We start from the raw sequence: 26,077 nt of genomic DNA on the forward strand, positions 1-26,077 counted from the left end.
TTACAAACCGTAACCGAATGCCTATGGGTATTCGGTTGCGTTTTGCATTCCAGAAATACTAGGAGAGATTATGCTTGACATTTTTAAAGCCATTATTATTGGTATTGTCGAAGGATTAACAGAGTTCTTGCCGGTCAGTTCAACTGGCCACATTGATTTGGTGAGCCAATTCGTCCAAATCAGCCAGGGTAAAGATTTTGAAAACATGTTTGAATACGTGATTCAATTCGGTGCCATCATGGCTGTCGTGATTTTGTACTTCAGCAAGCTGAACCCATTTAGCGCCAAGAAGACTGTGCGGGAACGCCAGGATACTTGGGTCCTCTGGTTCAAGGTGATTATCGCCTGCCTGCCATCAATCATTATTGGTTTGCCATTGAATGATTTTATGGATGAGCACTTGCACAAGCCAGCCGTTGTTGCGACTGCTTTGATTGTTTATGGTATCTTGTTCATTGTGATTGAAAACATCTACAAGAACAAAGCCCCTAAGATTAGTAGCTTAGCAAACATTGGTTACAGCACAGCCTTCTTTATTGGTTTGTTCCAAGCTTTGTCAATCGTGCCTGGTACAAGTCGTTCAGGGGCAACCATCTTGGGTGCCATTATCTTGGGTGCCAGCCGTTATGTAGCCACTGAATTTAGTTTCTTCTTAGCCATCCCAACCATGGTTGGGGTCACCATCCTCAAGGTTGGTTCTTACCTCTTGAAGGGCAACACCTTCACGGGCGAACAATGGGCCGTCTTGGCAACCGGAACTTTCGTTTCCTTTATCGTTGCCGTTGTTGCTATCAAGTGGTTGTTGAAGTTCGTGCAAACACACGACTTCAAGGCCTTCGGTTGGTATCGAATCGTCGTTGGTTTAATCGTCTTCGCCGTGATGTTTATGTAATTTCATTTTAAAAGTCCCCGCTTGGGGACTTTTTTTATGACTAAAATCTATAAAAAATCAACTTAGCCACCGGCTTTTCAAGCAACAAAAAAAACCAGCAATTGCTGGTTTTTTTACTAATTTATTGGTTACGAACAGCCTTGATGACCTCTTTAACGAGGTAAAAGGAGCCCGTGGCCAAGACAACATCGTTCTCCTGGTCAAAGTGTTCCAGCGCATATTGGGTCGCCTGAGCCGGATTAGCAATCGTCAGCACCCGCTTTGCATCGGTAAACTTCAAGAATTCTTGGTAGAGGTCCTCGGCGGCCAACTGCCGGTCCTGGTTATCTGGCGTGGTCACGATAAAAGTTGTCTCCTCCAAGGCACACAGGTCTTGAACGCAAGTCAGTGTATCCTTATCAGCCAAAAAGCCAACAATCAATACCTTACGTCGGTTGGCAAAGGAACCCTGCACGGTTTCAATCAGGGCATTGATGCCATCAACATTATGAGCCCCATCGACAATCACCGGTCGGGGTTCCTCCTGCAAGTACTCAAAACGCCCTGGCATGTGGGCCGTGGCAATCCCTGATTTTAAGGCAGCCAATGAAATTTTGCTGACACCATCGATTTGGGACAGGACCTGCCAGGTGGCGATGGCTGTCTGCAAGTTGCCCAATTGATAAGACCCCTGCAGCCCCAGCTGGATATCCTTGATTTCCTGGTCACCAACTGTGACGGTGACCGTTCGCTTCGTACCGCTTTCTGCCACCTGGTCAATTTCGACCATGGCGGCTGAAAAGACGCGGTTGCCTCGCTCTTGTGCAATTTTTGCCACTACCTCATCGACCTCCGGCCGTTGTGGGGCATAGGAAATAATGGTTTCACCCTCGCGGACCATCCGCACTTTCGTTTGCGCGATGGCGGTTAAATTATCGCCCAAAATCCGCATATGATCCATGCCAATCCGGGTCAAAATCGTGTAGTCTGACCGGGGAATCGCATTGGTTGCATCCAATTCGCCACCCAGGCCGGCCTCCAAAACCAGGTTGTCTGGGTTTTGGCGAATATAAAAGGCCATGGCCGTTAAGAAGGACGCCTCAAAACTGGAAATTTCAGTCAGCAAGTCCACCCCGTGGTCGTCCAAGACGACCAGCATGTCAAAGAAGGCCTGGGCAAAATCAGCCTCCGCAATTGCATCCCCGTTCCAGGTAATCTCTTCCCGAACTTCAAACAAATGCGGGCTGTTAAAGCCGGCGACGGTCAGCCCACTAGCCACCAAGAAGTTTGTCACCATCTTTCCGGTCGAACCCTTCCCGTTCGTGCCGGCCAGACGGATGACCTTACTTGAAAGGCGGTCAAAACCGAGCCAACCAATAATTTGGCGCAAGAAGGCCACTCGGTCAATCTCTTCCTTGTACTTCATACCAGCCGGAATGCTCTCCAGAATGGCCAACGCCTGTTGATAAGTTTGGTCGTTATCTACATTTTTCACCGTGACCTCCTTGTACTTTCACTGGCTAGACGAACTGCAAACCGCTTGCGTTGCTGCTCAACTGACTGGACGAACTACAAACCGCTTGCACTGCTACTCAACTAACTGGACGAACTGCAAACCGCTTGCACTGCTACTCAACTGGCTAGACGAACTACAAACTGATCATGCTGCTGGTCAGCCGGCCCAGCCCAGCCGTCAACTTATCTAGCTGGACTGCAGCCACGGCCGACAGTCCGATTCTGATTTTTTCAGCAACACTTATGCCTGTTGCAAAAAGAGACTTTGCTTGGCCAAATCACCCTTGAATTCGCCCATATAGTAGGTCGTTTCCGTGATATTACCGACACTGCGCACCCCACGCATTTCCATGCACATGTGGCGGGCACGAACAACGATGGCAATCCCCTTGGGGTGGATTAATTCGTCTAACTTCTGAGCCACTTCAGAGGTCAAGCGTTCCTGGACATTGGGCTTCTTGGCAACGTGGCCAATCAGCCGGGGCACCTTACTTAAGCCGACAATCTTCCCGTCGCTGGGGATATAGGCCAACGAAACCTCGCCGAAGAATGGCAAGAGATGGTGCTCACACATTGAGTAAAAAGGAATCTTCTTAACCGTGATGATTTCTTGGTCAACGTCGTCTTCCGTTGAGTCAAAGACGGTAAAGTTGGTAAAATCAGTATTGACCGCGCCAAAGACTTCGGCATACATCTTGGCCACCCGCTCTGGGGTTTCCAACAGGCCTTCCCGGTTCACATCTTCGCCGACCGCCGTCAAAATGGCCCGCACTGCATCTTCAATAATTTTTTGGTTTTTACTATCCATGGTCTTTTCCATTAATTAATATTCTAATTTTTCAGCAACAACTCGGACCGCCTGGTCGGCCGGCAAAGCCTGACTGGCTTCCTGAAACTTTTGGTAAGCTGGGTCATCAGCATCAAAGAGATCTAACAGCGGCACTAGGACAAACTTCCGCCGGTAAAGTTCCGGATGTGGGACTTGTAGCACCTCATCGTCGATTTGTTCATTCCCATAGAAGAGAATGTCTAAGTCAATGGTTCGCGGACCCCAGTGAATCTCACGAACGCGGTGCAAATCAGCCTCAATTTGATGAATCTTATCTAAGAGGTCGTGGGCCGAATAGGTCGTTTCCACCTTGGCGGCAATATTGTAAAAGTCGTCTTGCTTGACACCGCCAACTGGGCTTGTCTCGTAAATCCGTGACACCCGGTCCACCGTGATTTGGTCATCGCCAGCTAACGCCTGCAAGGCGGCATTGATGGCCGCCAACCGGTCGTTCAGGTTACTGCCAATACTCAGATAGGTGATCATTGGTCAGCACCCCGCTTGCCGGTATCCGTCAACGTAATTTCAACGCTATCGAAAATCCCATTAACCGGTACAGCTAATTTGCGAATATTCAGCGACATGGCCACGATTTCGGCATCATAGACGGCTCGAATATCATCAAAGATTTGCTGGCCCAAGCGTTCGACGAGGTCAACCCGGCTATCGGCAACAGTCTTTTCGATAATCCGATAAATGGCCCCATAGCTAACAGTATCCGTCAGGTCATCCGTGTAACGCGACTGGTCTGACTGCATTTGACAGGCCAAATCAATTTCGATGTTTTGTCCGATTTTCTTTTCCTCGGCGTAAACTCCGATATAGGAATGGAACTTCATATTATTTAACTTAATTGTCAACATGACACGACCTCATAATGTAAACAGAAAACCCTATTTCTTATCATAAAAATGATGATATGATTAATCGATAGGGTTTTAACGAATTACTTACCATTATACCTTAAAAGTGCCCCTTAATGACCGAAAGAACGAGGAGACTAGCAATGTCCATCAAGCACATTGATCAAGCAACTTTCAATCCCTTAATTGCCGGCAGTCAAATGACGATTGCCTTTACTGATTTACCCGCAGACCAAAAAAACGGCCTGGCCAACTATTTTGCCCAGCACAACCACCGCTTTACCACTCAGGGAAATCAGGACCTACTCCAAATCACCCACCGCGACCTGGAAACTGTGATTGCCGACTTCAAGCAAAACTCAATCATCCCTACGGACGAACTCGAGGCCATCTACAAAGACAGCCAAATCTTTTTTGCGGCCGGTAACCGGTCCTTTGATATCACCGATAAGCCCATGATTCATTCCATCATGAACTTGTCACCCGAGTCCTTTTACGATGGCAAGGACCACAACTTAAAGGAATACCTTGGCCGTATCGAAGAGCAAATCGCTATGGGCATTTCCTTCTTTGATATCGGCGGTAAGTCCACTAATCCCAAGGCCGGTGACATGAGTGCCGATGAGGAATTCAGCCGAATGGAACCCTACTTGAAGGAAATCAGAAAGGCCTTCCCAGACATTATCCTGTCAGTTGATTCCAACAATCCAATTACCATCGAACGGGCCTTGGACCACGGCGTTCAAGTGATCAATAGTATTTCCGGCTTTGACACGCCAGAAATGCTCGGCTTGGTCGAACGCTACCAGGCACCAGTAATCACGACCTACAACAATCGTGACAAGCCAACCGACAATGTCCACCAATCCTTGCTTGACTACCTCGACGACCAGGTCAGCGAACTAAAGGCCCGTGGCCTGAAGGACGAAAACATCATCTTGGATCCAGGAGTTGGCTTTACTTCTCGCTACGAGGGCATCACCAAGGAAGAAATCGCTGCCGAAGACGTTACTAAGATCAAGGCCATCCGGGCTATGGCTGACCGCCGTCTGCCAATCTTGGCCGGTGTTTCCAACAAGAGCTTTATGGGCACACTCTTCGACCGCGAGATCGATGACCGCCTGATTTCATCTTTGTTGGTTGAATACAACATGGTCATGAACGGTGGCCGGTTGATTCGTGTCCACAACATCGAAGAGACGCGCTTGCTCATGAATATTTTCAATACTTTGGCTTTGTAAGCCAGGGCAAAACGACAGTCACCGATGTGGCAGCATTCGCGTCAATGCGGTCACAGAATCTTGTAAGCCAAAGCCAATAGACAGTCACTAACGTGGCTGTCTATTTTTTATGTACAGAAAAAGACGAACCCGACCGCATTAGCAGTAGAGTTCGTCTTTTAGTCTAAAGTCATGGAAGCTGATTTTTCAGAGTCCAGACCATTCTTTTATTGGTTAACAATTTGTTGATAACGCTTGGATGTTAGCCAGTAAATCACCAGGTAAATCAGGATGACAATCACCGTCATTGTGACCATAACTGGGATGAAAATCGTTGGGTCAAACATCCCCAAAGTTTTGAAGACCGTCTTCAAGATTGGGAAGGCAAAGAAGGCGTTCAAAACCAACAACAAGAGTGGCAAACCGAAGAGCAGACGAATTTGGCGGTTAATCATTTGCTTGGTTTCCGCCAGGCTCAGGCCAATTCGTTGCATCTTCTTGAAGTTTTGCCGGTCAACCAAGCCCTCGGCGACTTGCTTGTAGTAAACAATCAAGACTGTGGTAAAGGTCAACACAACAGCCGTCAAGACACCGACGAAGACCAAGCTACCAAAGACAGTTTCGATGCTTTGCACGGCGTCGGCTCGGTCTGTGACCTGGCCACCCGTCTGTTGGAAAATCTTGCTCAAGTCCTTGCTAAAGGCAATTTCATTTTTCTTCGTCCCCTTCACATCATAAGCATAGAGGTGGGTCACCGCATCCGGCATGTCCGAGATTTCCACCTGAACACCACCATCATTGCTTGCCGGTGCCTGAACATCCTTCAAGAAGGCATCCAGCTGGCTTTGCTGGTTCACGACCAAGTAATAATAACTTGGGCCGGATGGTGCGGTTGAATCCGGTGAAGTAAATTGGCTGATGGTCTTCACCTTGTAGGTCTTACCACCAATTTGCAGTTTTGTTGGCACCTGCTTCTGATGGGTTGCGTAAATACCGACCTCATCACTGGCCAACGAAACGGATTGTCCCTGCCACTGCTTCAAACTCGTGGCCGTCATGGCCCGGAAAAGCGGTGTTGACATGACGTCGCCAGTGCCAGTAAAGCGGCTGATTTTACCCTCGTCGCTGACCTTGGCCAAAATGGCGTTAGTTGCTTCGAGTTCATGACTAGCGCTCAAAGTTAAGTTGTGCTCTTGGGCGCTTTGCTGAACCTGATTTAACTGGTCTTGTGACAACGCCTGAGTACTCGTAATCGTTGTATCGTAAGGCAGGTACTGGCCAAACTTGCTAGTTACTTGCTGCATCGAAATCGCTGCCGTCAAGGCCACAACGATGGTCGTGAACAGCAAGGCAACGGTGGCCAAGCCGGCCCCATTGTTCTTCACTCGGAACAAGAGTCCCGAAACGGGGACAAAATGCTTGTCCTGATAGTAATACTTTTGGTTCTTGCGCAAGCGCTTTAAGAGCCAACCAATACCAACAATCATCACTAGATAAGTGCCGACAATCACCAGGCCGACCGCCCAGATAAAGGAGAACAAGGCGTTCAAGCTTGGCTTCGTTGTCAAAGCCAACCAGTAACCAGCGATTAGAATCACAAAGCCCGTAATGCCCAGGAAGGCCTTCGCCTTTGGTTCTTTGGCAACCTTTTGGTCGGACTTGGTCAAATCAATCAAGCTTGTCCGCCCGATTTTAAATCCTTCGATCAGGGTCATCAGGAAAAACAACGCTGCGTAAATCAGCCCCACCGTGACCACCGTATTCCAGTCAAAGGCAACCCGGTAATCCTGGCCACCTGCCAACTGATTTAACACGGGAAAGGCAATGAACAAGGCACCAAATGAAGCCGCCAGCCCGATGACCGTCGTGATGAACCACAGGCCAAGTGACTGCCAGGCCACCACCATAAAGCCCTGAAAGCGCGACATCCCCAACATCGAGAGCGTCCCGATTTGCCGTTGCCGCCGACCGGACACGAAGGAATTGGCGTAGAAAATAAAGACTGCGCCGACCAAAAGTGATAAGACCAAGCCCAAGACCATCACGGCCTTGATAATCTTGCCATATTCGGAAGTAGCGATGCTGTGGTTATTGCGAATGGCGAAGAACATCGCGTTAACCATCAACAAGAAAGCGTTGGCAAAAATAAAGAGGGCGTAGTGGCGAAAATCCTTTTTGAGTGTTTGCAGTGCAAAACGAAGACTCAACATCTTATGCACCTACTTTCGTCAACTCCGTTAGCTGGTTGGAGATGGCTGACAGGTATTCTTCCTGACCCATTTCGCCCCGGTCTAAGGCAGTTTGAATTCGTCCGTCCTTGATAAAGAGGGTCTTCTTAGCATAAGAGGCGGACAACGATGAGTGAGTGACCATCACGATGGTCTGTCCCGCCGCATTCACGTCCTGAAAAATCGACAACATTTCTTGAGCGGTCTTGGAATCCAATGCCCCGGTTGGTTCATCGGCCAAAATCAGTGCTGGCCGCGTAATCAAAGCACGAGCAGCGGTCACTCTTTGCCGTTGTCCACCAGAAATCTGGCTAGGATACTTATCCAAAAGTTCTTGGATACCCAGGCGTGGGGCCAATTCATTCAAGCGGCTGTCCATTTCAGACTTAGGAGCCTTGGTCAAAACCAATGGCAAATTAATGTTGTCGCGGTTATTAAAAATGTCCAAAAGATCAAAGGACTGGAAGATAAAGCCGAGGTTTTCTCGTCGGAAAACCGCCTTCTTGCCGTCTGACAAATCAGTGGTCTCCACCCCATTCAACTTAATGGACCCGTCACTTGGGTTATCGAGGGTCGCCATAATATTTAACAGCGTGGTCTTACCAGCACCGGACTCGCCCATAATCGCGACATAATCCCCCTCATTGATGGTCAGTGAAATATCCTGCAAGACCTGCTTGTTTTGGCTGTCCGGATAGGACTTCTGTACGTGGGTTAGTTCGAGTAATGCCATGGTTTTTCTCCTTTAGTCCAAATCAACATCGCCGGACTGATTCATCAAATGCAAATTAGCGCCATCGCCATAACTGACATGGTAGGCTCGCTTCATTGAAAGCGAACCAGATTTCGTCTCAGCCTCAACAATTGGTAACTGACTTTGTTCGACTTCGATATCACCATTTTTGTTGGTAACATTGCCACCACCGTCGATAGTGACTTGCTTCAATTCAATATCGCCATTTGTGTTGGTTAATTGAACTTGGTTCGTGCTGATGTCTTTTAACTTAATATCGCCATTCTCGCTTTGAATGGTCATCTTTTGCAGTTTGGTATTTCGTGGAATGGTGATTTCCAATCGTGGTTCCCCAGATTGGTAATTATTGCCCTTTTTGGACTTTTTGCTGATAATCAACTGCTGATTTTCAACCTTAGTCTCAAATACTGCGTGATCAGCGGAGTCAATTTCCTGGACACTGTACTGGTCACCGCTCTTGACCACGATGTCAAAGCTATTGGTGTCAACTTGTACACCTTGGATATTGTCATTTGTTAGCTGACTTTTATCTGGAGTGATATCGTGCGTTTCCGTTTTGATGTGAGACAAATCACGTGTCAGCACTCGATTAAAATCAATTTCTCCGGGCTTGGCTAAGACAAAGGAAACACTTGATATCACTACCCCAACGCCCATCAGAAAGACGCCTAATTTTAACGTTTTTTTCATTGTCTTAAATCCTTTCCCAAAGTTGTACAAGCCAGCGACTCAAGGCAACAATGCCCTGAATCACCTTTTTCGTGATGAAGATAATGCCCGGAATCACCAAGAACATCAGACCGATAAAGATGATCCCCAAGCCAGTAAAGAACAGTCCCGACCAGAAAGTGTGGAACAACGCAAAGAGGCCGTAAATAAAGAAGGCGACTCCAGCGGCCGTGGCCAATAGCATCAAAATCGAGAAGACGAAGATGAGCATAAAGAGTGAAAAGAAGATGCCACCAAAGAATGGCAAGGTTAATGGTAGCGAGATGATGATCAAAGCTAAAATCAGAACCCGATACGCCGTCGTGTGTTGTGGCCCATAGGGCGGCACCTGTTCGCCGTTTTCGGTATAATAGTCCGTTTTAATTTTTGTTGCTAACTCTTCCGGTGTGCCCAGACTTTCGATTGCCTCTGCATCGGACAATCCACCATCCTCAAGGTATTCACGATAATACTCTAAGATATCGTCTTTTTCTTTTGTTGGTAATCCTTTAAGTGCTGCTGCTAATTTTTCTAAATAGTTCATGTTACTCTCCCAAAATGCCGTTCACCTGCTCAACAAAGGTCTGCCACTCTTTCTTAGCGTCAGCCAGTTGCGCCTCTCCCTCTTTCGTTAACTGATAGTATTTGCGGGTTCGTTCATCAAAGATTGCCGACCGGGTGGTGACAAAGCCTTTTTGTTCAAGCCGTCGTAAGATGGGATAGGTTGTTGAATCAGAAATCGGAATGACTTCCTGTATTTTTTTTGTGATTACGTAGCCGTAAAGTTCTTCTTCGGACAATGTCTGTAAAACAACCGCCTCAAGAACCAGATTCGGAATCTTTATTTTCATCATCATACTCCTTAACATCTAATACTATATGTCATATAATATAGTTTGTCAAATAGGTATAACAAAAAAAGCAGGTGCTAATCCAAAACTCGATTAGCACCTGCTTTTCAATTTGTTTATCGCCGGTAAAATCTGTTAGCCACCAAGTTGCCTTAATAGCAGTATTTACCAGTCTGATTTGTCCACACCCCAATCGGTCAAGGTAGCAAATCTTAAAAACTTTTAGTTAACATTATCGTCATCAGAAAGCTTCTTCTGATTTGGATCAATACTATCAACTAACCACTTTCCCTTAGAACTGTTATAAACCATGTGAGCAATCAACTGGAAGCGTTGTGTCTTCGTTCCAGAAGTATGCTTATCTGGATCAGTATCGGAAGTATAGTTAAAGTCTTCCTTGATTTCGAAGGTCACATCAGCATTCTTCTTGGACTTAGCGCTGACCTGGTCAACCGAAATATCACCAAAGTTGATGGTATTGGCATTCCGCGAAGCGGCATAACGATTACGGTGAATCATTTGGCTAAAGTCCTGATAAGACTTATTGCTTGAACCACCATTGAAGATGTCACCCAATCCAGAAGGTGTGTCATCACTGCTTGCATAAGAGGTCAAAGCAGAAGCCATATCGTTCAACTGGTCTTCGGCATCCGAATTACTCAAAATGCTATCGGAATCCAAATCAACAGTATCACCATCATCGATACTTGAAAGCGACTTAGATGATGTCGTGATAGCATCGCTACCACTACCTGACTTGACGTAGACCTTGGCACCCTTCGTCACGGCGACGTTCTTGATATCTGCCTTACCGTTAGAAATCGTACCCGCCTTATTGCCGGCCACATAAACATCCCCACCATCTATATTACTTTCGACCGTGAAGCTGACCGTCTTAATGTTCAAGTCAACGGTATCAGAACTGTTGTCACCATAGTAGTCGCTCGACTGGGTATTCACGTTCTGACCATTCAGGTTCCCTTGGGCCGTAAAGTTATACAAACCAGGCGCCTGATGCTTCAACATTTCGCTATAATCTGAATCACTTTTGTCCGTCAAAACCTTACCGTTAACGGAAATTGACAAGCCAGATTGGTTGGTATTAACCGTCAAATCAACGGGATCCATCTCCAGCGTGTAGTGTGGGAAAATCAGCAATGTTTGACCATCGCGAACGAAGCGCACACCCTTACCTGATTTTTTAATCCAATCTTCGGTGTCACTCTTGCTCATCTTTTGGTCTTGCATGTAGTTGGCAAGCGGTGTCAAATCAGCCGTCGTCATCTTCTTATGAGAATCTGACCACTCAGTGATGTTTTGATACTTATCCTTATCATACGTCTTCAAGGCCGTTGCTGCCCGGTCCAAGCTGTTTGCGTATGAATAATAGTTGTAGCCATAGCTGACCAAAGCAATCAAAACAGCTGCCACTGCCAACAAGAAAATCACCCACTTGCGCTTCTTAGATGACTTCTTCTTGCCATTTCGATGGTTGTTACCACCTTCTTGGCCAGCATCATCCGGCTGGGCTGGCTTTTGCTGACGGCGGCGGTCAAATTGTTCCGCCTCCTGTTGAATTGGTTCGGCCGGCTGCGTCACTTGGACGGGTTGCACCGGCTGACTTGGCTGATTTCCAGGTGTTTGTTCCTGGTTAGTAGCCGTTTCGTCCACCGGATTTTCAGCTAAGTTTTTTTGCTGCTTGACTTCTTCAACTGTTGGCCGGCGGTGATTGATGCTTTCAAAACCACGAATCCAGGCCTTTAGGTCGGCCTCATTTGGCAAATCAGTCTTGGGCAAGGCAAAGCCATTTTTCTTCGCCTGCTTAAACTCATCTAAACTGGGCTCACGACCATTCTTTTCTTTAAAGGCATTGCGCCATTCACTTTGTCCCATTTTTATCGCCTCTCATCCTCATCAATATGCGCTACTAATGGCGCTAGAAATAGTTGAGAACAGTGACTGGAACATTGGACTAACGACAACGTCATAAGCAATGACCAAAATAACGACGGTTACAACGAATTGCAACAACTGCCACCAAATCAAGTCAATTTTTTCATTACCTTCCTGGTGCTTTTGCACAAAATAGTAAGCTGAGTACTGGTTCACAACAATAGCCAAGAATAGGAGTCCCAACAAGACACCTACCGTCGTTGCCAAATTTGACAAGAAAGTATTCGGATTTGAGATATTCTGAATAGAAGGGACTGAGGCAACAAATGAATAGATAAAACTTGCAGCCGCAAACAAACTTGCAGTTGGGAACCAAGCCAAGTATTGGTTCAGCAAGTGCTTAAAATCAACCTTGGTACGGGTCACGATGGCCAAACCACCTAAAGCAGCCAAGAAAATAATCACAAAGGCTACCAGGAAATCGAAGAAAGCCGTTGGCAAGAACTGGCCACCAATACTACTTACCTTGTTGGCGATTGTTGCATTGAATTGGTTTTTTGCATAGTCTGAAAAGGTATCAACCGCACGACGAAGAACATTCCAAAAAACACCGGCCGACAAAAAAGACGTGATTGCCAAACTTAACCACAAAAAGGCAGTGTTTGGCTTTTCATCATTCAAATGGTTCGTTGGGTGAACGGCACGTTCCCAGTACCAACCAAAGAAGTTATTGGCCTGATTTTTAAAATCATTCAATGTAGGGTTCGATTTTTCTTCATTATTGACAACTTGATTGAAGTCATCGCTTTCGTTGTTAACTGGTGCCTGTTGCTGAGCATAACCGGCATTTTGGTTCTGGTTATTTACAGGAGCTTGCTCTTGGGCATAACCGGCATTTTGGTTCTGGTTATTTACAGGAGCTTGCTCTTGGGCATAACCGGCATTTTGATTTTGATTATTCACAGAAGCCTGTTCTTGGGCATGACCGGCATTTTGACCCTGATTATTTACAGGAGCCTGCTGTTGGACCTGCTGTGCTTGCTCACGCGCCACCTGCTCGGCCATCCGCTTCAAATCTTCATCTTCGAATTCACCCTTTTGAAAGGCTTCTACGATTTCGTTTTCATTGGGACGCCGATCATTGATTAATTCAAAGTACTCTTCCCACTCTGTTCTACTTGTCATAATATCTCCCATATTACATAAATTACTTCACTCTAATAACGTTTTTATGATAACAAAGAACGGGGTATTTATCCAGAATGAGAATAGAAAAAAGAAATTTTAACCATAATTTTATTTATAAACGAAATCACCACGTTAAAATCAGCCTGATTTGCCAAACAATCATTACCCTTAAAGTTTTTTACATGATTAAAGAAACAGAAAATACTCCCCTATCTTTTCTAATGTTTTCAGCTGATTTCCCCTATAAATATGTAAAAAAAATAAGCAGCCCATTACCGATCAAATGTCGATAATAAACTGCTTATTTATTCAACAGCGTCTACGTCTGTTTTCCCATCATCCTAACGGTTTTTTCCAATCCTTTGGTCGGCCCAACGCCCCATACTGCAAAAATAATTGGAGTCCTTCAATTTTTTGCTTACTCAAATTTTCTTCCATCTTTCCCAGGTAAGTAAAGACCCACGAAGCAACCATCAGCATGACATCGTCACTAGCAGGTGTATTAATTTCCCCACTTGCTCGGCCCTTTTTAATCAAAGTCGCTATCAAGGACATTTGGGTATTGTATAAGTAATCGTAAACAATCTTGGAATGCTTAATTACTCGTTGGAATTCGAAAAAGATATTCTCACCCAAAAGCCGCTCACACTCTTCCTTCTCCTTTTTAAAAGCATTAATAATTTTGGCAAAGGTTGTATCTGAACCGTCTGCCATCTCGATGATTGGCTTAAATCGTTTATGGTAAAAATCCAAGACGACTTGCTCGGTCAGCTCCTCTTTCGTCGGAAAATACTTATACATAGTGACGATTGAAATATCTGCTTTTGAGCTAACGTCTTTCATACTGGTAGCCCGAATACCCTGGTGTGTCATCAAGTCAGTGGCGGCAGCTAAGATTTTCTGCCGGTTTAATTGTTTTAATTCTTCTCTTTTCACAGGGTTATGTCTCCTTAGTCGATAATTTATTTTATTATAGGTTGACTTTATTTGCAATAAAAGGTTTAATATAACTTAACAATATTAAAGCTTATTGTGAAAGGACACGTATGGCATATTTAGAATTAAAGAACATTAGGAAATCCTATTTCCTCGGGAAGGAAGAATTTCCAGTCCTCAAAGGGATCGATTTGAACTTCGACCTTGGCGACTTTGTTTCCATCCTGGGTGAATCCGGTGGCGGTAAGTCAACACTGATGAACATCATTGGTGGGCTGGACCGTAACTTCTCTGGTGAAGTTTTGGTCAAGGGCAAGTTGCTGGACCACAAGCAAGAGAAGGAATTGGATCGTTACCGTCGGGAAACGATTGGCTATATTTACCAATCCTATAACCTGGTTTCCCACTTGTCCGTCTTAGACAACGTCTTAGTTTCATTAGACATGACGACGTTAGGTAAGAAGGAACGTGAAGACCGAGCCAAGGAACTTTTGCAAAAGGTTGGCTTGGAAAAGCAAATCAAAAAGTATCCAAATCAGCTGTCTGGTGGACAGAAGCAACGAGTAGCCATCGCCCGTGCTTTGGCTTCTGACCCGAAGGTCATCATCGCCGATGAACCAACCGGTGCCTTGGATGCCGAAAACACAATTGAAGTACTGGAATTGTTAAACGACATCGCCAAGGAAGGTCGTTTGGTCATTACCGTTACCCACTCACAGGCCGTTGCCGATGCCGGAACTCGTATTGTTCGTTTGGCCGATGGCCAAATCGAATCTGACGAGCGTCTCAAGCCCGCCTTTCAAACGACCGATAAAGAAATGCTCGGTTCCCGCCCATTGCCTTTGATGGCCAGCATCCGAACTGCTGCTAAGCATTTTAAGTACAACATCAAGCACAACTCATTGATTATCTTAGGAACGGCCATTGGTTTGTTTGCCGTGGTCTTGTTCTCAGGTCTTGGCAATGGGATTTCCGGCTATATTGGTGACCAGATTGCCAAGGTCGCCAACCCGCAGTCGGTAACCGTCTCCCGTTATAGCAAGGAGACAGATGGCGAATCAAACGCTGCCGCCCTACTTGGCGGTGGTAGCAAGCAAACCTTTACCGCCGACCAAATTAAGCAAATCAAAGACACTTCTCACGTGTCAAAGGTTGAAAATTCTTATAGCGCTACCAACGTCAATACGACTTATAATGGTAAATCAGCAACCGTTACATCATTGACAAACTGGACTTCAGAAGACACAACCGACTCAATCGAGGCCGGTAACGCACCAAAGACTAATGAAGTGCTCTTAGACGAAACAACTGTGACAAAGCGTCTTGGTTTCAGCAACTACAAGGATGCTATTGGCAAGGAAGTCACGATGACTTACCAAGTCCAAAACGGACAGTCAGCTACTCCAGTGACATTCACTGCTAAGATTGCTGGTGTGACAAAGGCCAACAGCCAAGGTATCCCACAAGGATTTACCAGCACAAAGACCATGCAAGCTGCTATGGAAAAGTCTGGCTTATCAACTGCCCCAAATTCATTGAACTTGAAGGTTGATGATATGGACAACGTCAAGGCAACCACGAAGAAGATTGACCAAATCAAGGACAATTCTTCTAACCGCCTTTACAAGACTTCTTCTGTTATGAGCATCATTGACCAAGCCCAGACTTACGTCAACTTGGCAACTAACGTTTTGGCAACTATCGCCGGTATCTCATTGATTGTTTCGGCATTGATGATTATCGTAACGATGTACATGTCAGTTTCTGCCCGGACTAAGGAAATCGGAATTCTCCGTGCCATCGGTGAATCAAAGGGTGATATCCAATGGTTGTTCATCACTGAATCATTGATCACTGGTCTGATTTCAGCAGTCTTTGCTACTGGTTTGGCCTTCTTGGCCGAAGCCGGTGTCAACGCTGCCTTGAAGGGTACTGCCGATTACGCCTTCGTTCAAATTACTGCCGGCAACGTGACGACAGCATTCGTCTTAGCAATCTTGATTTCATTGTTGGCCGCTATGTTGCCAGCCCGTCGAGCTTCTAAGTTGAACCCAATCGATGCATTGTCAGCTGACTAAGCTTTCATCATTGAATTGATTAATAAATAATATGAACCTCAGAATTAAAGCAAGATTCTGGGGTTTTATTATGGGCAAATTTGAGGCTACAACCCTAGACTAGTTTTATATTTTTTGTCGATGCTTCTTAATATGAATGACAAATCAGCCCAATCATAATGACGGAATCTATTCGACCCATTAATTGATTTTCGATGTCAAAAAGCATAAAATGACATCGAAAGGAGAAAGTGACATTGAAAAATTTTGATTATCAAACACTCAATCACCTTGTTATTTCTCCAGAAATGATTAACAAAATGAATCAGATTTTTGAATTACGTGGTAAACTCACTGGTTTAAACAAAATAAAAACACCCATTTTAGATCGTTTAGTCGAAGTTGCAAAAATTCAAAGTACAGATTCTTCTAATCGAATCGAAGGCATCTACACTAGTGATACCCGGCTGAAGCAATTAGTTGAAAAGAAAACCTCACCGCATAACCGAAGCGAGGCTGAAATTTCTGGGTACAGGGATGTTTTAGAACTTATCCATGAAAGTTACCCTTACATTCCGGTTTCTGGGAATACGATTTTAACCCTACACAAACGCTTGCTTAGTTTTACAGAAAGTACTTGGGGCGGTCATTTCAAAGACATCAATAATCAAATCATCACGCAATACGCTGATGGTTCAACCAAAGTCAGGTTTACTCCGCCTGCAGCTCACATGACCCCCACACTGATTGAAGAGCTCTGTACTGACTACAATGAAGCACAACAACTAAATAAATTCCCCACGATTCTCCTTTGCGGTGCCTTTATTTTTGATTTTGTTTCGATTCACCCTTTTAGAGATGGCAATGGACGCATGTCGCGCTTATTAATGCTGTTAACCCTGTATCAATCAAAATTTGATGTGGGCAAATATATCAGTATTGAAGCACTAATTGAAAAAACAAAGAATGATTACTACGAGTCTTTGGAAAATAGTTCTACAGGCTGGCATGAAAATACTAACGATTATGCGCCGTTTCTCAATTACTTTTTAAGCGTCGTACTGCAAGCATACCGTGAATTAAACGAGCGAATTACTCTTTCAGAACAAGATAAAACCCCTGCAGAAGAGCTCATTCTACAAACATTGCAGAATCAATTAAAGCCCCTGTCAAAATCCGAACTGATTTCACTTATTCCGACGTACAGTAAAAAGACGATTGAAAGAGCCTTACTGGAATTAAGGGAAGGAAATAAAATTCAGATGACTGGTGCCGGACGTTCAACAAAATATATTCTGCTTGGGTAAAAATAATCGCCCAAATTTTATCAACAAAAAGTTATTGTTTAGCATTCACGACAAAAAAGCACCAACCGCAATCGGTTGGTGCTTTTCCATGTTCTCGTAAAACGATAATGTAAAGATTAACGCTTTGAGAATTGTGAAGCCTTACGGGCCTTCTTCAAACCTGGCTTCTTACGTTCCTTCATACGAGCATCACGGGTCAAAAGACCAGCTTGCTTCAATGCAGGACGGAAGTCTGGGTCAACAACGAGCAAGGCACGGGCGATACCGTGACGAGTGGCTCCGGCTTGACCAGAGAAACCACCACCATTAACGTTAACCAAAACGTCATAGTTACCCAATGTATCTGTAGCGTTGAATGGTTGCAAAACAACTTCACGCAAGTTAGGGAAAGGAATGTAGTCTTCGATTGACTTGCCATTCATAGTGATGGCACCGTTACCAGGAACCAAACGGACCCGAGCAACTGAGTTCTTACGACGACCAGTTCCGGCATATTGTACTGCTGCAGTCATATTATCGGCACTCCTTTCTTAGACCAACTTGTTGATGTCAAGTACTTCAGGCTTCTGGGCAGCATGGTTGTGATCTGCTCCAGCGTATACGTGCAAGTTCAAACCTTGCTTACGTCCCAAAGATGTCTTAGGCAACATACCCTTGATTGACAATTCCAACAACTTTTCTGGATCATATTGACGGTAGTTACCGGCAGTACGTTCCTTCAATCCACCTGGGTGGTTTGAGTGATGGTAGTAAATCTTGTCAGTTGCCTTCTTACCAGTCAACTTTACTTCACCAGCATTGATGATGATGACGTTGTCACCCATATCAACGTTAGGTGTGAAAGTTGGCTTGTTCTTACCGCGCAAAATAGAAGCAACTACTGTTGACAAACGTCCCAAAACGACGTCCTTGGCATCAATAATGTACCACTTCTTTTCGATTTCGCTAGGCTTTGCTAAAAATGTTGTACGCATGGCGCGCTCCTTTGATTAGTTGTTTACATGTTAGGTCGTTCCTTACCTAACTTTTACAATAAGTTTCCGGGGCTTATCGTGAGGTAAACAATACCAACAACTATTATATCCATTAAGGCCGGCACTGTCAATTATTTTCCCGATTTTCTTGCTGATTTTCCATCAAAAAAATCAGTTCTATTCAAGCCCCTTTTCTTCAGAAAAGAGCCCAAAAAATTCTAATGTTCAATGTTATGTTACAAAGTATTTAATTTAATGTGACAAATAAGTCACAGTCGTGTTATAGTACCCATATAGGAGGAATCCGTATGCTACATCTTAGAGATATATGGAAAACAAAGCCCTTCTGGATTTTTATCGTTTTAATGACCTTGATTGTGCTAGGTGGTAATACTGCCATTGCTTCAGCTGGGCCTAACCCCTTACAGCAGCAGCAGCAAGCACCCACTAAAATCGCTCAACCAAGCACACCAATTACGAAAAACAATGCGAAACACATTCTTACAAAACAGGCAAATGTAAAAAATAACCATGCCGAGTAATGTGAATAAGCATTGCTCTTCTTTCAAAAAAATTCAGATTCAATCATTGAGAACACTGGCTACCCGAACGCTGCCCGGTTTGCTAACCAAGACAAATTGGAGTCCCATACTCTTCTCCCCGTCACCCCCCAACTAGCAAACCGTCGCCCTAGCCACGACCCTACTTCTCCTCATTAAACTTTTTCAGTTTACTGGCAGCACTGATAAAAAGGAGCCCCAACCATGATTCATTGGTTGGGGCTTTTTGATGTTTCAATTTAAAGGTAAAAAATTTACGATTACTCGCCTAGTCTGCTTGACTGCTAACACAGCTAGCTTTTCGCCATTGGCTATCGACCCGCTCAATTAAGCAAAAGTCACTACTTCGGTACCGGCATAGGCAGCCAAACGGGCAGACTTAAAGGTTAATTCCAACAACACTTCTTCTTCAGGGTGCGGATGGTTCTTCAAGAAAACAGGGTTGGTAAAGTAAGATTGCACATCCTGCCAAGTTTTCTTGGAACGCACCATGGTCACCTGGTTGGATTCGATTCGAGCCCCGTTTTCATTCAAAGGTGTCATGATGGCAACCTTTTCATTCTGGTCCAAATCAGCAATCTTCGCCGTATCTGGCTGTGAAACCAGGTACCAGACGTTGGGATGGTCTGGATCAGCCGCAAAGCCCATGATGCGCAGGCTTGGCTGTTCATCCTTGGCCGTTGCCACAAAAATCAGTCCCCGAGCAGCCTGCATATATTCTTCAAATAATGTCATGTTAACCTCCGTGTGTCGACTACCATCACTTCCTCAGCCAGCAAAAGCGCCAGCTGATTTTTTAAAGCGAAAAATTATCCTAACTCACAAACTATTATACGCTACTTCGTCCAAATATAAACCGGCTGCGGGCGCCGTGTAACCCGCTTGCTCACGGTCCTTGGCAGCAATCAACGCTGGAATCGAATCCACGGCCCGACGGCCCGTGCCAATTTCCAGCAAAACGCCAACCATAATGCGAATCTGGTTGTACAGGAAGGCGTTCCCCTCGAAAGTAAAGACAAGTTCGTGTTCATCTTCTTTGACCGCGATTTCGGCTCTGGTGATGGTCCGAACGGTCGTCGCCGTCTGATTCCCAGAGGCAGCAAAGGTGGCAAAGTCATGTTCCCCAATCAAATCAGGCAGAGCTTGTTCAATGCGTTTCGGGTCCAAATGCCAATGAAAGTGGCCGGTATAACGGCGCTTAAAGGGATCGACATAGTCTTGCGTCGAAACCCGATAGTAGTAGCGCTTCTGGTGGGAGGCAAAACGAGCGTGGAAGTCATTTGACACCTGGTCCACCTGCTTAATCAAAATATCTCTGGGCAGGATAGTATTCAAACCTTTACGGACGCCCTCGCCCGGAATATTAAAAGGCAGGTCGAAATGAACGACCTGACCATTGGCGTGAACGCCAGTATCGGTCCGTGAGGCTCCGACAACCTTAATTCGTTCAGCGGGATTCTTGCCCATCTGGTTGACGGCCTTGATTAATTCCCCTTGAACAGTACGGTGGCGTTCCACCCCATTTTTACTTTGTACTTGAAAGCCTAAAAAATCAGACCCGTCGTAAGCGACAATCGCACGATAACGCGGCATCGGCGGCTCCCTTCCTGCTAATGTTGTTTAATTGATCCATAGTAATCCGATAAAAAGAAGGACAAAGAGTCCAGTCCCCAAAGCCGCCACTAAGTCTTGTTTGCTAAAAGATAGGACCCGGTACCGTGTCCGGTTATCCGCAGATTCAAAACCGCGAACTTCCATGGCGTTGGCTAAGTCCAGCGCTCGTTGCAAGGCCCCAATAAAGAGCGGAATCAACAAAGGCAAAACGGCCTTTGACCTCTTGATAAGTGAACCGGTGGACAGTGACATCCCCCGCGACTTTTGTGCCTTCATCACCTTATCCGTTTCCAGCATCAGCAACGGCACAAAGCGCAAGGCAATTGAAAGCATCAAGGCCAGTTCAGCAACCGGTACCTTAATCGCCTTCAAGGGCTTTAGAAGCGACTCGATGGCGCTGGCAATGGCCGTTGGCGGTGTCGTCAGCGTTAGGGCCGTTGACATCAGGACAATCAGCACAAAGCGCAAAACCACATAGAGGGCGTTAATCAAGCCCGGCAACGTAATTTTTAAAAACTGCCAATGGAACAAGACGGGCGTGCCACCAGTAAAGAAGAGCTGGAGGCAGACAGTAAAGATAATGAGCCACATCACGGGCTTAATCCCCCGCCAGTAAAGCCCAAGGCTTTGACCCGTTAAGACCAGTGTTAGGGCCAAAAACAAGGTGGCAAGGGCGTAGGCCGGCCAGGTATTGGCAAAAATTAAGAGAAAGACATAGACTACTGTGACCAAAATTTTGGTTCTGGGATCAACCCGGTAAAGCCAGGCTTTGCCAGGAATAAATTGACCAATCACGAGGTTATTCATCTCGGTCACCTCCAGTCAAAGAATTTGGCACGGTTACCTGATTCCAATCGACCTGGCCCTTGATTTGCTCGGCCAAGTCTGCCACTGATTTTGGCAAATGGTCAAAATGATAACCGTGGTCTTCGAGGTCCTTGGCGAAAGCCACCGGCTCCGGCAAGTCCAAGGCGTGGTCCAAGAACCACTGGCGGTCACGCAAAAAAAGCTGGTCGGGGGCTTCAATAGCCGCCACACGACCGTCCTGCATCACGACCACTTGGTCTGCGAGCGCTAGCACCTGGTCCATCTGGTGAGAAATCAGGACCACTGTCTTCTGGGTGGCCTTTAGCTCCTGGAGCAAGTCCAACAGTTCCTCTTGCCCCTTGGGGTCGAGACCGGCCGCTGGTTCATCAAAAACCATGGCCTGCGGATCCATAGCTAAGACGCCCGCCAGCGCCACTCGGCGCATTTGTCCACCCGAAAGGTCAAAGGGCGAGTGTTGCCAGAATTTTTCCTTCAGCCCAACCTGAACCAACGCCTTTTTCGCGAGGGCTTCCGCCTCTTCATCGTTTTTGCCAAAGTTTTTGGGGCCATACATGACATCCTCTAAAACTGTGCTAGCAAAGAGCTGATTTTCCGGAAATTGGAAAACCATCCCCACCTGCGCGCGGACTGGTCCCAACGCCTTTTCCTTGGTCTTACTGGTGACAACTTGGTCGCCAACCACAACTTGTCCACCGCTTGGCAACAAGAGCGCGTTCAGATGCTGAACCAAGGTTGACTTGCCCGACCCAGTTTGGCCGACAATGGCGGTAATCTGACCGGGTTCAACCGTTAAATTAATATCGTCGAGAATCTGCTTCGCATTTTTCCCGGCGCCATAGTGAAAGCTTAATCCTTCAATGTTGATAGCCATGCTGCCAACTCCTGCTTCGTTACATACTGGTTGGGGGCCTTTGGCAAGGCCTGGGCCAACTGAGACTCAAACGGTTGGTCTAAGCCAAGCTCTTTGAGTGCCTGTCCCTGGACAAAGAGGTCCTGTGGTCGTTCGTCAAAGGCTAACTGACCGTCATTGATGACGACCACGCGGTCTGCCAAGGCAGCCTCCGCCATATCATGGGTGATGACGATGAGCGTCAATTGATCCTGATACTGATTTTTCAGGTCCTTTAAAGTCTGCAAAACAGCACTCTTCCCGGCTGGATCAAGCATGGCCGTTGCTTCATCTAGAATAATCACCTTGGGCTTAAGGGCCAAGACAGATGCCAAAGCGACTCGCTGCTTCTGGCCACCCGAGAGCGTGTGTGGTTCCCGGTCGGCAAAATCAGCCATCCCCACCTGCTTCAAGGCCGCCTCAATCATCTTCGGCATTTCCTCAGATGGTACCTGGCGGTTTTCCAAACCAAAGGCAACATCATCGGCGACGGTAGCGCCGACAAACTGGTTATCTGGGTTTTGAAAAACCATCCCCACCTGGGCACGGGCTTCTGCCAGTGTCTCAACGGTCAGTTGCTGACCAAAGATACTAATCGTACCACTGTTGGCTTCTAAGAGGCCCAGGATTAGCTTGGCGAGCGTCGATTTCCCCGATCCGTTATGGCCGACAATCGACAGCCATTGGCCCTCTTGGACTTCGAGGTCAAAATCATGAAAGAGTGGGTCCTGGTCTGGGTACCCATAAGTCAAATTGTTAATTGTAATTGCGTTTGTCATTATCAAACATTTTACCATATTTGTGGGCTAAGGGCCGGTCGCAGTGCCTTGCTTGGCAACAAGTTTGAAACGAACCAATTTTTGTTTGCCTGAGATAGTTGACGAGGGCCACTAAAAAAGTCGACCAGTATGGTCGACTTGTTATTCAATCCTTAGGCGGCAGCCCTTAAGGTTCTCGTGGGCACCGCAATCCTTAGACCTCGGGCTTAAAAATCCTCTGCCGGTTCTCGTAAGGCACCGATTTCATTTTGTCTGGGCCTTTTTCAAGGCGGCGTTAATCCGATCCACCTGCGTTTGCTGGTCAACCTTGATAATCAACCAAATCACCAGGTAGGCAGTCACAAAAATCAACCAAAAGTTCAGGTTTAAGATGCCATGAAAGACACCGGTCAACCGGTCAGTGAGAACGACCAAGGCAAAGGTGCCCAACAGGTGAATGATAATGGCTGCCAAATAAGATAGACGGTCAATGGTAAAAATCAAGGTTAATAAGCCAATCGCAGCGCTCATCAACAAAACACCAACGATATCCTTCGTTGTGATTTCAATTGTTTGAGCAGAAACCAGCAGAGCCAGTAAGTAGGTTAACGCACCGTATTCCATACCACGGATCATTTTTAAGAATATTTTCTTCATTTTGTCTCCTATAAACCCAAGTGGGCCATCAGGGTCTTCACATAACGCCGGCTGACTAAGGCCTGATTGCCACCAGCCAATTCCGCCGTCATATTCCCAGAAAAGCTGTTTGACAGCGATTGCAAGTGGTCAAGGTTGATCACGGCGTGCTTGGAAATTTGGACAAAGTTCGCCTGACCCATTCGGTCAACAAAATGTCCTAACCGCTCCTTCGCCAAAACCTGCTGGTTTGTAGTCGTAATGACGAGCTGACCAGCCTCCACATCAATTAAAATCAGGTCGGCCACCTTCAACAAAATAATTTCATCGGCTGTCTTGACCGAGAGAATACCGGATTGAGCGGTCGTTGCCTGCGCGGCAGAAGGCGTCGAGTGGTCGACACCCTCTGTCAAATTTGATTGTGCCGGCTGGTCCGTGGGCTCCTGTGAATCCGCCGACGTCGATCGGTCAGCCATTACGACAGGCGATTTTAGCGATGCGTCTGGATTAGACGCTTCTCTCGATTGGTAGCGCCGCAAATAAGCCAACAAGTCGGCCACCTCTTGGTTAGCTTCTACCGCCTCAACCGTGACTTCTACCTGGTCAGCTTTCATTTGCTGATTTTTACGAAAATGAACTTCCACTAAGCTTCTCCAACAAATTTTATTTGGCCTTTGTTCGACCCTCACCACCATGAAGAACTTGTGCTAGTAATAAGAGACAACCAATTCCTATTAATCCTAACACAACCAGGTTGCTTTCCAGCCCCGTCAACAAGTGCCCCCATTGGGCCCGAATACCCATTTCTTGGTCAAAGCTCTTGATGACCGCGCTCTGTCCGGCAAAAGAGGATGAGATTGTCTTGTTCATCAGCACCTGGCGGAAAAGCGTTGCCACGTAAAAGCTTGGCGTGATCTTCATCAATGTCTGGGCAAAATCAGGTAGGGAGCCGATTGGAATATAACCACCAACCAAAAAGCCACTGGCAGTCCCGACAATCGTTGCCACCTTTGACAAATTATCGACCGTTTCAATTCGGTTCAGAATCAAGGCATTCATAATCGTCGATAAAACAGCACTTAGCAGCATGACCCAAACAAGACCTACCAAGTTTTCAACCGTCAGACTCAGGCCATCAACCATCATAAAGTAAACCGCCATCACTGCAAAAACTGCTACCTGCATCAAGAAGCCCACCACTGCTGCACTCAAAAGATAGGCTGCCCGGCGGACAATTGGCTTGGTATCCGTCAAGAAGAGGTCCGCACTGACATGGGTCTCCTTGTCCTTCACCAGCTGTGAGAGGGCCGTCAGCGTCGTTGTGACGCCCGTAATGGCCAGAGTTCCACCAATCAACCAAGTATCAAGGAGCTGATTTTTATGAGGAACACCGGTCCAATCCGAACTAATGCCCTTCTTCAGGAAAACAATGTAAAGAATAAAGGAAATCAAAGCGCCCATCAAGGACATCACCACGCCACTGCGGTTGCGAAAATATAATAATTGGTTTCGTTTCATTAGGGCAAACATTAACGCACCTCCTGCCCGGTTAGGGCGATAAAGGCATCGTCCATTGTGCCTTGTAAATATTCAAAATCAGTCACGACGTCTTTATTTTGACTCAGCAAGGCAATCACTTCACTAGCCGTTAGTCCCTTGATCAGTAGCTGGCCCTCGCCTTGGTTGCTCTCAAAGTCATAGCCCTGCCCCAACAACCGTTCTGCTCCATCAGCCTGGACCTCCAAGCGCAATTGACTCGGCGCATACTGATGTTTAATTTCCTTTGAAGACCCACTGGCAATCACCTGGCCGTGATCGATGATATAAACTTGATCAGCCTGGTCGGTTTCATCCAAGTAATGCGTCGTCAACACAATCGTTAGCTGGTCTTTTTTCTGCAAATCTGCTAACAGGTACCAAATTGCTCGCCTGGTTTGAATATCCAAACCGGTCGTTGGTTCATCTAAGAAAAGAATATCCGGCTTGTTCAGCAATGCCCTGGCGATATCAACCCGTCGTTTTTGGCCACCGGATAATGTCCCATAACGTTGATTAGCAAAGGCCGTTAGCCCTAAATCATGAATTAAGCTCTCTATTCGGTCCGCGGGCACTCCCTTGTACTGGGCAGCCCGAATTGCCAGGTTTTCATGAACAGTTAATTCCCCGTCTAGGACACTGTTCTGAAAGACAACACCAATCTTGGTCTTTTCTGCGTAAACGACTTCTCCACTGGCCGCTTGATCCAAGCCCGTCAGCATCCGCATTGTGGTCGATTTACCGGCTCCATTTGGTCCGAGCAGGGCCGTTAAAGACCCCTTTTGTATTGATAAGTTAATGTGCTTAACAGCTTCAAAGCTGCCATAGCGTTGACTCAAGTTCATTGCTTTTAAAATCATCTGTCTCTCCTCCAACGTCTTTATTCTAACCATATCTTGGTTTGATGTCTCGCACTCTCCGCTAAGCGGTTTGGTTTTGACCCCAAGCGGTTAAAAAATCAGTAGAGTTAACAGTTTTCTCGCTGATTTTTGAATATTTTTTGAATTAATTCTAATTCATGTCATCACATTCCACATTATCTGCATTTTTATAAAAAACCTG

Annotated in this window: 28 protein-coding genes; 5 read left to right on the forward strand and 23 right to left on the reverse strand. The window is 46.1% G+C overall.

Annotated elements, in window-relative coordinates:
• Positions 1-70 precede the first annotated feature (70 nt).
• Positions 71-892, forward strand: a complete 822-nt coding sequence (locus AABI08_RS05340) for an undecaprenyl-diphosphate phosphatase (protein ID WP_338343934.1) — start codon at positions 71-73, stop codon at positions 890-892.
• 121 nt (positions 893-1,013) lie between these two features.
• On the opposite strand, the gene AABI08_RS05345 is transcribed toward AABI08_RS05340, so the two are convergent.
• The 4 genes from AABI08_RS05345 to folB all read right to left on the reverse strand — a co-directional run bounded on the left by AABI08_RS05345 (position 1,014) and on the right by folB (position 4,078).
• A complete protein-coding gene (locus tag AABI08_RS05345; protein ID WP_338343933.1) occupies positions 1,014-2,366 on the reverse strand; it encodes a bifunctional folylpolyglutamate synthase/dihydrofolate synthase in 1,353 nt (450 codons plus the stop codon).
• A gap of 261 nt (positions 2,367-2,627) precedes the next feature.
• Positions 2,628-3,194 carry a GTP cyclohydrolase I FolE gene (folE, locus tag AABI08_RS05350; protein ID WP_338343932.1) on the reverse strand — a complete coding sequence of 189 codons (567 nt, stop codon included), beginning with the start codon at positions 3,192-3,194 and terminating at the stop codon, positions 2,628-2,630.
• A gap of 15 nt (positions 3,195-3,209) precedes the next feature.
• A complete protein-coding gene (folK, locus tag AABI08_RS05355; RefSeq protein ID WP_338343931.1) occupies positions 3,210-3,701 on the reverse strand; it encodes a 2-amino-4-hydroxy-6-hydroxymethyldihydropteridine diphosphokinase in 492 nt (163 codons plus the stop codon).
• The gene (gene folB, locus AABI08_RS05360) at positions 3,698-4,078 is read right to left on the reverse strand and encodes a dihydroneopterin aldolase (protein ID WP_059393896.1); all 381 of its coding nucleotides are present in this window, start codon (positions 4,076-4,078) and stop codon (positions 3,698-3,700) included. Before folB ends, folK begins: the two co-directional genes overlap by 4 nt.
• A 143-nt stretch (positions 4,079-4,221) precedes the next feature.
• Here folB and folP point away from each other — a divergent pair, with 143 nt between their 5' ends.
• The gene (folP, locus tag AABI08_RS05365) at positions 4,222-5,319 is read left to right on the forward strand and encodes a dihydropteroate synthase (protein WP_338343930.1); all 1,098 of its coding nucleotides are present in this window, start codon (positions 4,222-4,224) and stop codon (positions 5,317-5,319) included.
• A gap of 206 nt (positions 5,320-5,525) precedes the next feature.
• Here folP and AABI08_RS05370 read toward each other — a convergent pair whose 3' ends face one another.
• The 8 genes from AABI08_RS05370 to AABI08_RS05405 form a co-directional block, all read right to left on the reverse strand.
• Positions 5,526-7,508: an FtsX-like permease family protein gene (locus tag AABI08_RS05370; protein WP_338343929.1), complete on the reverse strand. Its 1,983-nt coding sequence runs from the start codon at positions 7,506-7,508 to the stop codon at positions 5,526-5,528.
• Between the two features lies 1 nt (position 7,509).
• Positions 7,510-8,259 carry an ABC transporter ATP-binding protein gene (locus AABI08_RS05375; RefSeq protein WP_338343928.1) on the reverse strand — a complete coding sequence of 250 codons (750 nt, stop codon included), beginning with the start codon at positions 8,257-8,259 and terminating at the stop codon, positions 7,510-7,512.
• A gap of 12 nt (positions 8,260-8,271) precedes the next feature.
• Positions 8,272-8,970 (reverse strand): DUF4097 family beta strand repeat-containing protein, encoded by a 699-nt coding sequence (locus AABI08_RS05380; RefSeq protein ID WP_338343927.1) that lies wholly within the window; start codon positions 8,968-8,970, stop codon positions 8,272-8,274.
• 4 nt (positions 8,971-8,974) lie between these two features.
• A complete protein-coding gene (locus AABI08_RS05385) occupies positions 8,975-9,532 on the reverse strand; it encodes a DUF1700 domain-containing protein (RefSeq protein ID WP_338343926.1) in 558 nt (185 codons plus the stop codon).
• Position 9,533: 1 nt separating this feature from the next.
• The gene (locus AABI08_RS05390; RefSeq protein WP_161795116.1) at positions 9,534-9,845 is read right to left on the reverse strand and encodes a PadR family transcriptional regulator; all 312 of its coding nucleotides are present in this window, start codon (positions 9,843-9,845) and stop codon (positions 9,534-9,536) included.
• Between the two features lie 216 nt (positions 9,846-10,061).
• Complete coding sequence (locus AABI08_RS05395) at positions 10,062-11,732, reverse strand: hypothetical protein (protein WP_338343925.1); 1,671 nt, start codon at positions 11,730-11,732, stop codon at positions 10,062-10,064.
• A 21-nt stretch (positions 11,733-11,753) separates the two neighbouring features.
• Positions 11,754-12,917 carry a hypothetical protein gene (locus AABI08_RS05400; protein ID WP_338343924.1) on the reverse strand — a complete coding sequence of 388 codons (1,164 nt, stop codon included), beginning with the start codon at positions 12,915-12,917 and terminating at the stop codon, positions 11,754-11,756.
• A gap of 339 nt (positions 12,918-13,256) precedes the next feature.
• Positions 13,257-13,856 carry a TetR/AcrR family transcriptional regulator gene (locus AABI08_RS05405; protein WP_338343923.1) on the reverse strand — a complete coding sequence of 200 codons (600 nt, stop codon included), beginning with the start codon at positions 13,854-13,856 and terminating at the stop codon, positions 13,257-13,259.
• 110 nt (positions 13,857-13,966) lie between these two features.
• On the opposite strand from AABI08_RS05405, the gene AABI08_RS05410 reads away from it, so the two are divergent.
• Together AABI08_RS05410 and AABI08_RS05415 are read left to right on the forward strand one after the other, a co-directional pair.
• Positions 13,967-15,934, forward strand: a complete 1,968-nt coding sequence (locus AABI08_RS05410) for an ABC transporter ATP-binding protein/permease (RefSeq protein ID WP_338344408.1) — start codon at positions 13,967-13,969, stop codon at positions 15,932-15,934.
• 236 nt (positions 15,935-16,170) lie between these two features.
• On the forward strand, positions 16,171-17,220 hold the full coding sequence (locus tag AABI08_RS05415) for a Fic family protein (protein ID WP_338343921.1): 1,050 nt from the start codon (positions 16,171-16,173) through the stop codon (positions 17,218-17,220).
• Positions 17,221-17,336: 116 nt separating this feature from the next.
• Here the strand turns inward: AABI08_RS05415 and rpsI are convergent, their stop codons facing one another.
• Together rpsI and rplM are read right to left on the reverse strand one after the other, a co-directional pair.
• Positions 17,337-17,732: a 30S ribosomal protein S9 gene (rpsI, locus tag AABI08_RS05420; RefSeq protein ID WP_059393905.1), complete on the reverse strand. Its 396-nt coding sequence runs from the start codon at positions 17,730-17,732 to the stop codon at positions 17,337-17,339.
• A gap of 18 nt (positions 17,733-17,750) precedes the next feature.
• Positions 17,751-18,194, reverse strand: coding sequence for a 50S ribosomal protein L13 (gene rplM / locus AABI08_RS05425; RefSeq protein WP_059393906.1), 444 nt, complete (start codon positions 18,192-18,194; stop codon positions 17,751-17,753).
• Positions 18,195-18,502: 308 nt separating this feature from the next.
• Here rplM and AABI08_RS05430 point away from each other — a divergent pair, with 308 nt between their 5' ends.
• Positions 18,503-18,736, forward strand: coding sequence for a hypothetical protein (locus AABI08_RS05430; RefSeq protein WP_338343920.1), 234 nt, complete (start codon positions 18,503-18,505; stop codon positions 18,734-18,736).
• A 345-nt stretch (positions 18,737-19,081) separates the two neighbouring features.
• On the opposite strand, the gene AABI08_RS05435 is transcribed toward AABI08_RS05430, so the two are convergent.
• The 9 genes from AABI08_RS05435 to AABI08_RS05475 all read right to left on the reverse strand — a co-directional run bounded on the left by AABI08_RS05435 (position 19,082) and on the right by AABI08_RS05475 (position 25,875).
• Positions 19,082-19,489 (reverse strand): pyridoxamine 5'-phosphate oxidase family protein, encoded by a 408-nt coding sequence (locus AABI08_RS05435; protein WP_338343919.1) that lies wholly within the window; start codon positions 19,487-19,489, stop codon positions 19,082-19,084.
• Between the two features lie 84 nt (positions 19,490-19,573).
• Positions 19,574-20,347 carry a tRNA pseudouridine(38-40) synthase TruA gene (truA, locus tag AABI08_RS05440; protein WP_338343918.1) on the reverse strand — a complete coding sequence of 258 codons (774 nt, stop codon included), beginning with the start codon at positions 20,345-20,347 and terminating at the stop codon, positions 19,574-19,576.
• A gap of 27 nt (positions 20,348-20,374) precedes the next feature.
• Positions 20,375-21,175, reverse strand: coding sequence for an energy-coupling factor transporter transmembrane component T family protein (locus AABI08_RS05445; protein WP_059393910.1), 801 nt, complete (start codon positions 21,173-21,175; stop codon positions 20,375-20,377).
• On the reverse strand, positions 21,168-22,067 hold the full coding sequence (locus AABI08_RS05450) for an energy-coupling factor transporter ATPase (RefSeq protein ID WP_338343917.1): 900 nt from the start codon (positions 22,065-22,067) through the stop codon (positions 21,168-21,170). The genes AABI08_RS05445 and AABI08_RS05450 overlap by 8 nt, the downstream gene beginning before the upstream one ends.
• Positions 22,043-22,864, reverse strand: coding sequence for an energy-coupling factor transporter ATPase (locus AABI08_RS05455; RefSeq protein WP_338343916.1), 822 nt, complete (start codon positions 22,862-22,864; stop codon positions 22,043-22,045). Before AABI08_RS05455 ends, AABI08_RS05450 begins: the two co-directional genes overlap by 25 nt.
• Positions 22,865-23,107: 243 nt before the next feature.
• Positions 23,108-23,500: a DUF3021 domain-containing protein gene (locus AABI08_RS05460; RefSeq protein WP_338343915.1), complete on the reverse strand. Its 393-nt coding sequence runs from the start codon at positions 23,498-23,500 to the stop codon at positions 23,108-23,110.
• Between the two features lie 8 nt (positions 23,501-23,508).
• Entirely contained in the window at positions 23,509-24,123 is a 615-nt protein-coding gene (locus AABI08_RS05465) for a LytTR family DNA-binding domain-containing protein (protein ID WP_338343914.1), read from the reverse strand.
• A gap of 19 nt (positions 24,124-24,142) precedes the next feature.
• On the reverse strand, positions 24,143-25,009 hold the full coding sequence (locus AABI08_RS05470) for an ABC transporter permease (RefSeq protein WP_338343913.1): 867 nt from the start codon (positions 25,007-25,009) through the stop codon (positions 24,143-24,145).
• Positions 25,009-25,875 carry an ABC transporter ATP-binding protein gene (locus AABI08_RS05475; RefSeq protein ID WP_338343912.1) on the reverse strand — a complete coding sequence of 289 codons (867 nt, stop codon included), beginning with the start codon at positions 25,873-25,875 and terminating at the stop codon, positions 25,009-25,011. The genes AABI08_RS05470 and AABI08_RS05475 overlap by 1 nt, the downstream gene beginning before the upstream one ends.
• Between the last annotated feature and the right edge of the window lie 202 nt (positions 25,876-26,077).

This window comes from Fructobacillus evanidus (assembly GCF_963580165.1).
Taxonomy (GTDB): Bacteria; Bacillota; Bacilli; order Lactobacillales; family Lactobacillaceae; genus Fructobacillus; species Fructobacillus evanidus.

Bases quoted from the DNA above. Each gene is read 5' to 3' on its own strand.
- AABI08_RS05450 (WP_338343917.1), bottom strand. From the start codon at position 22,067: ATGGCTATCAACATTGAAGGATTAAGCTTTCACTATGGCGCCGGGAAA.
- AABI08_RS05380 (WP_338343927.1), bottom strand. From the start codon at position 8,970: ATGAAAAAAACGTTAAAATTAGGCGTCTTTCTGATGGGCGTTGGGGTA.
- folP (WP_338343930.1), top strand. From the start codon at position 4,222: ATGTCCATCAAGCACATTGATCAAGCAACTTTCAATCCCTTAATTGCC.
- AABI08_RS05410 (WP_338344408.1), top strand. From the start codon at position 13,967: ATGGCATATTTAGAATTAAAGAACATTAGGAAATCCTATTTCCTCGGG.
- AABI08_RS05375 (WP_338343928.1), bottom strand. From the start codon at position 8,259: ATGGCATTACTCGAACTAACCCACGTACAGAAGTCCTATCCGGACAGC.
- AABI08_RS05395 (WP_338343925.1), bottom strand. From the start codon at position 11,732: ATGGGACAAAGTGAATGGCGCAATGCCTTTAAAGAAAAGAATGGTCGT.
- AABI08_RS05460 (WP_338343915.1), bottom strand. From the start codon at position 23,500: ATGAAGAAAATATTCTTAAAAATGATCCGTGGTATGGAATACGGTGCG.
- AABI08_RS05455 (WP_338343916.1), bottom strand. From the start codon at position 22,864: ATGACAAACGCAATTACAATTAACAATTTGACTTATGGGTACCCAGAC.
- rpsI (WP_059393905.1), bottom strand. From the start codon at position 17,732: ATGACTGCAGCAGTACAATATGCCGGAACTGGTCGTCGTAAGAACTCA.
- AABI08_RS05445 (WP_059393910.1), bottom strand. From the start codon at position 21,175: ATGAATAACCTCGTGATTGGTCAATTTATTCCTGGCAAAGCCTGGCTT.
- AABI08_RS05435 (WP_338343919.1), bottom strand. From the start codon at position 19,489: ATGACATTATTTGAAGAATATATGCAGGCTGCTCGGGGACTGATTTTT.
- folB (WP_059393896.1), bottom strand. From the start codon at position 4,078: ATGTTGACAATTAAGTTAAATAATATGAAGTTCCATTCCTATATCGGA.
- AABI08_RS05340 (WP_338343934.1), top strand. From the start codon at position 71: ATGCTTGACATTTTTAAAGCCATTATTATTGGTATTGTCGAAGGATTA.
- folE (WP_338343932.1), bottom strand. From the start codon at position 3,194: ATGGATAGTAAAAACCAAAAAATTATTGAAGATGCAGTGCGGGCCATT.
- AABI08_RS05400 (WP_338343924.1), bottom strand. From the start codon at position 12,917: ATGACAAGTAGAACAGAGTGGGAAGAGTACTTTGAATTAATCAATGAT.
- AABI08_RS05475 (WP_338343912.1), bottom strand. From the start codon at position 25,875: ATGATTTTAAAAGCAATGAACTTGAGTCAACGCTATGGCAGCTTTGAA.
- folK (WP_338343931.1), bottom strand. From the start codon at position 3,701: ATGATCACCTATCTGAGTATTGGCAGTAACCTGAACGACCGGTTGGCG.
- AABI08_RS05390 (WP_161795116.1), bottom strand. From the start codon at position 9,845: ATGATGATGAAAATAAAGATTCCGAATCTGGTTCTTGAGGCGGTTGTT.
- AABI08_RS05370 (WP_338343929.1), bottom strand. From the start codon at position 7,508: ATGTTGAGTCTTCGTTTTGCACTGCAAACACTCAAAAAGGATTTTCGC.
- AABI08_RS05470 (WP_338343913.1), bottom strand. From the start codon at position 25,009: ATGTTTGCCCTAATGAAACGAAACCAATTATTATATTTTCGCAACCGC.
- rplM (WP_059393906.1), bottom strand. From the start codon at position 18,194: ATGCGTACAACATTTTTAGCAAAGCCTAGCGAAATCGAAAAGAAGTGG.
- truA (WP_338343918.1), bottom strand. From the start codon at position 20,347: ATGCCGCGTTATCGTGCGATTGTCGCTTACGACGGGTCTGATTTTTTA.
- AABI08_RS05385 (WP_338343926.1), bottom strand. From the start codon at position 9,532: ATGAACTATTTAGAAAAATTAGCAGCAGCACTTAAAGGATTACCAACA.
- AABI08_RS05430 (WP_338343920.1), top strand. From the start codon at position 18,503: ATGCTACATCTTAGAGATATATGGAAAACAAAGCCCTTCTGGATTTTT.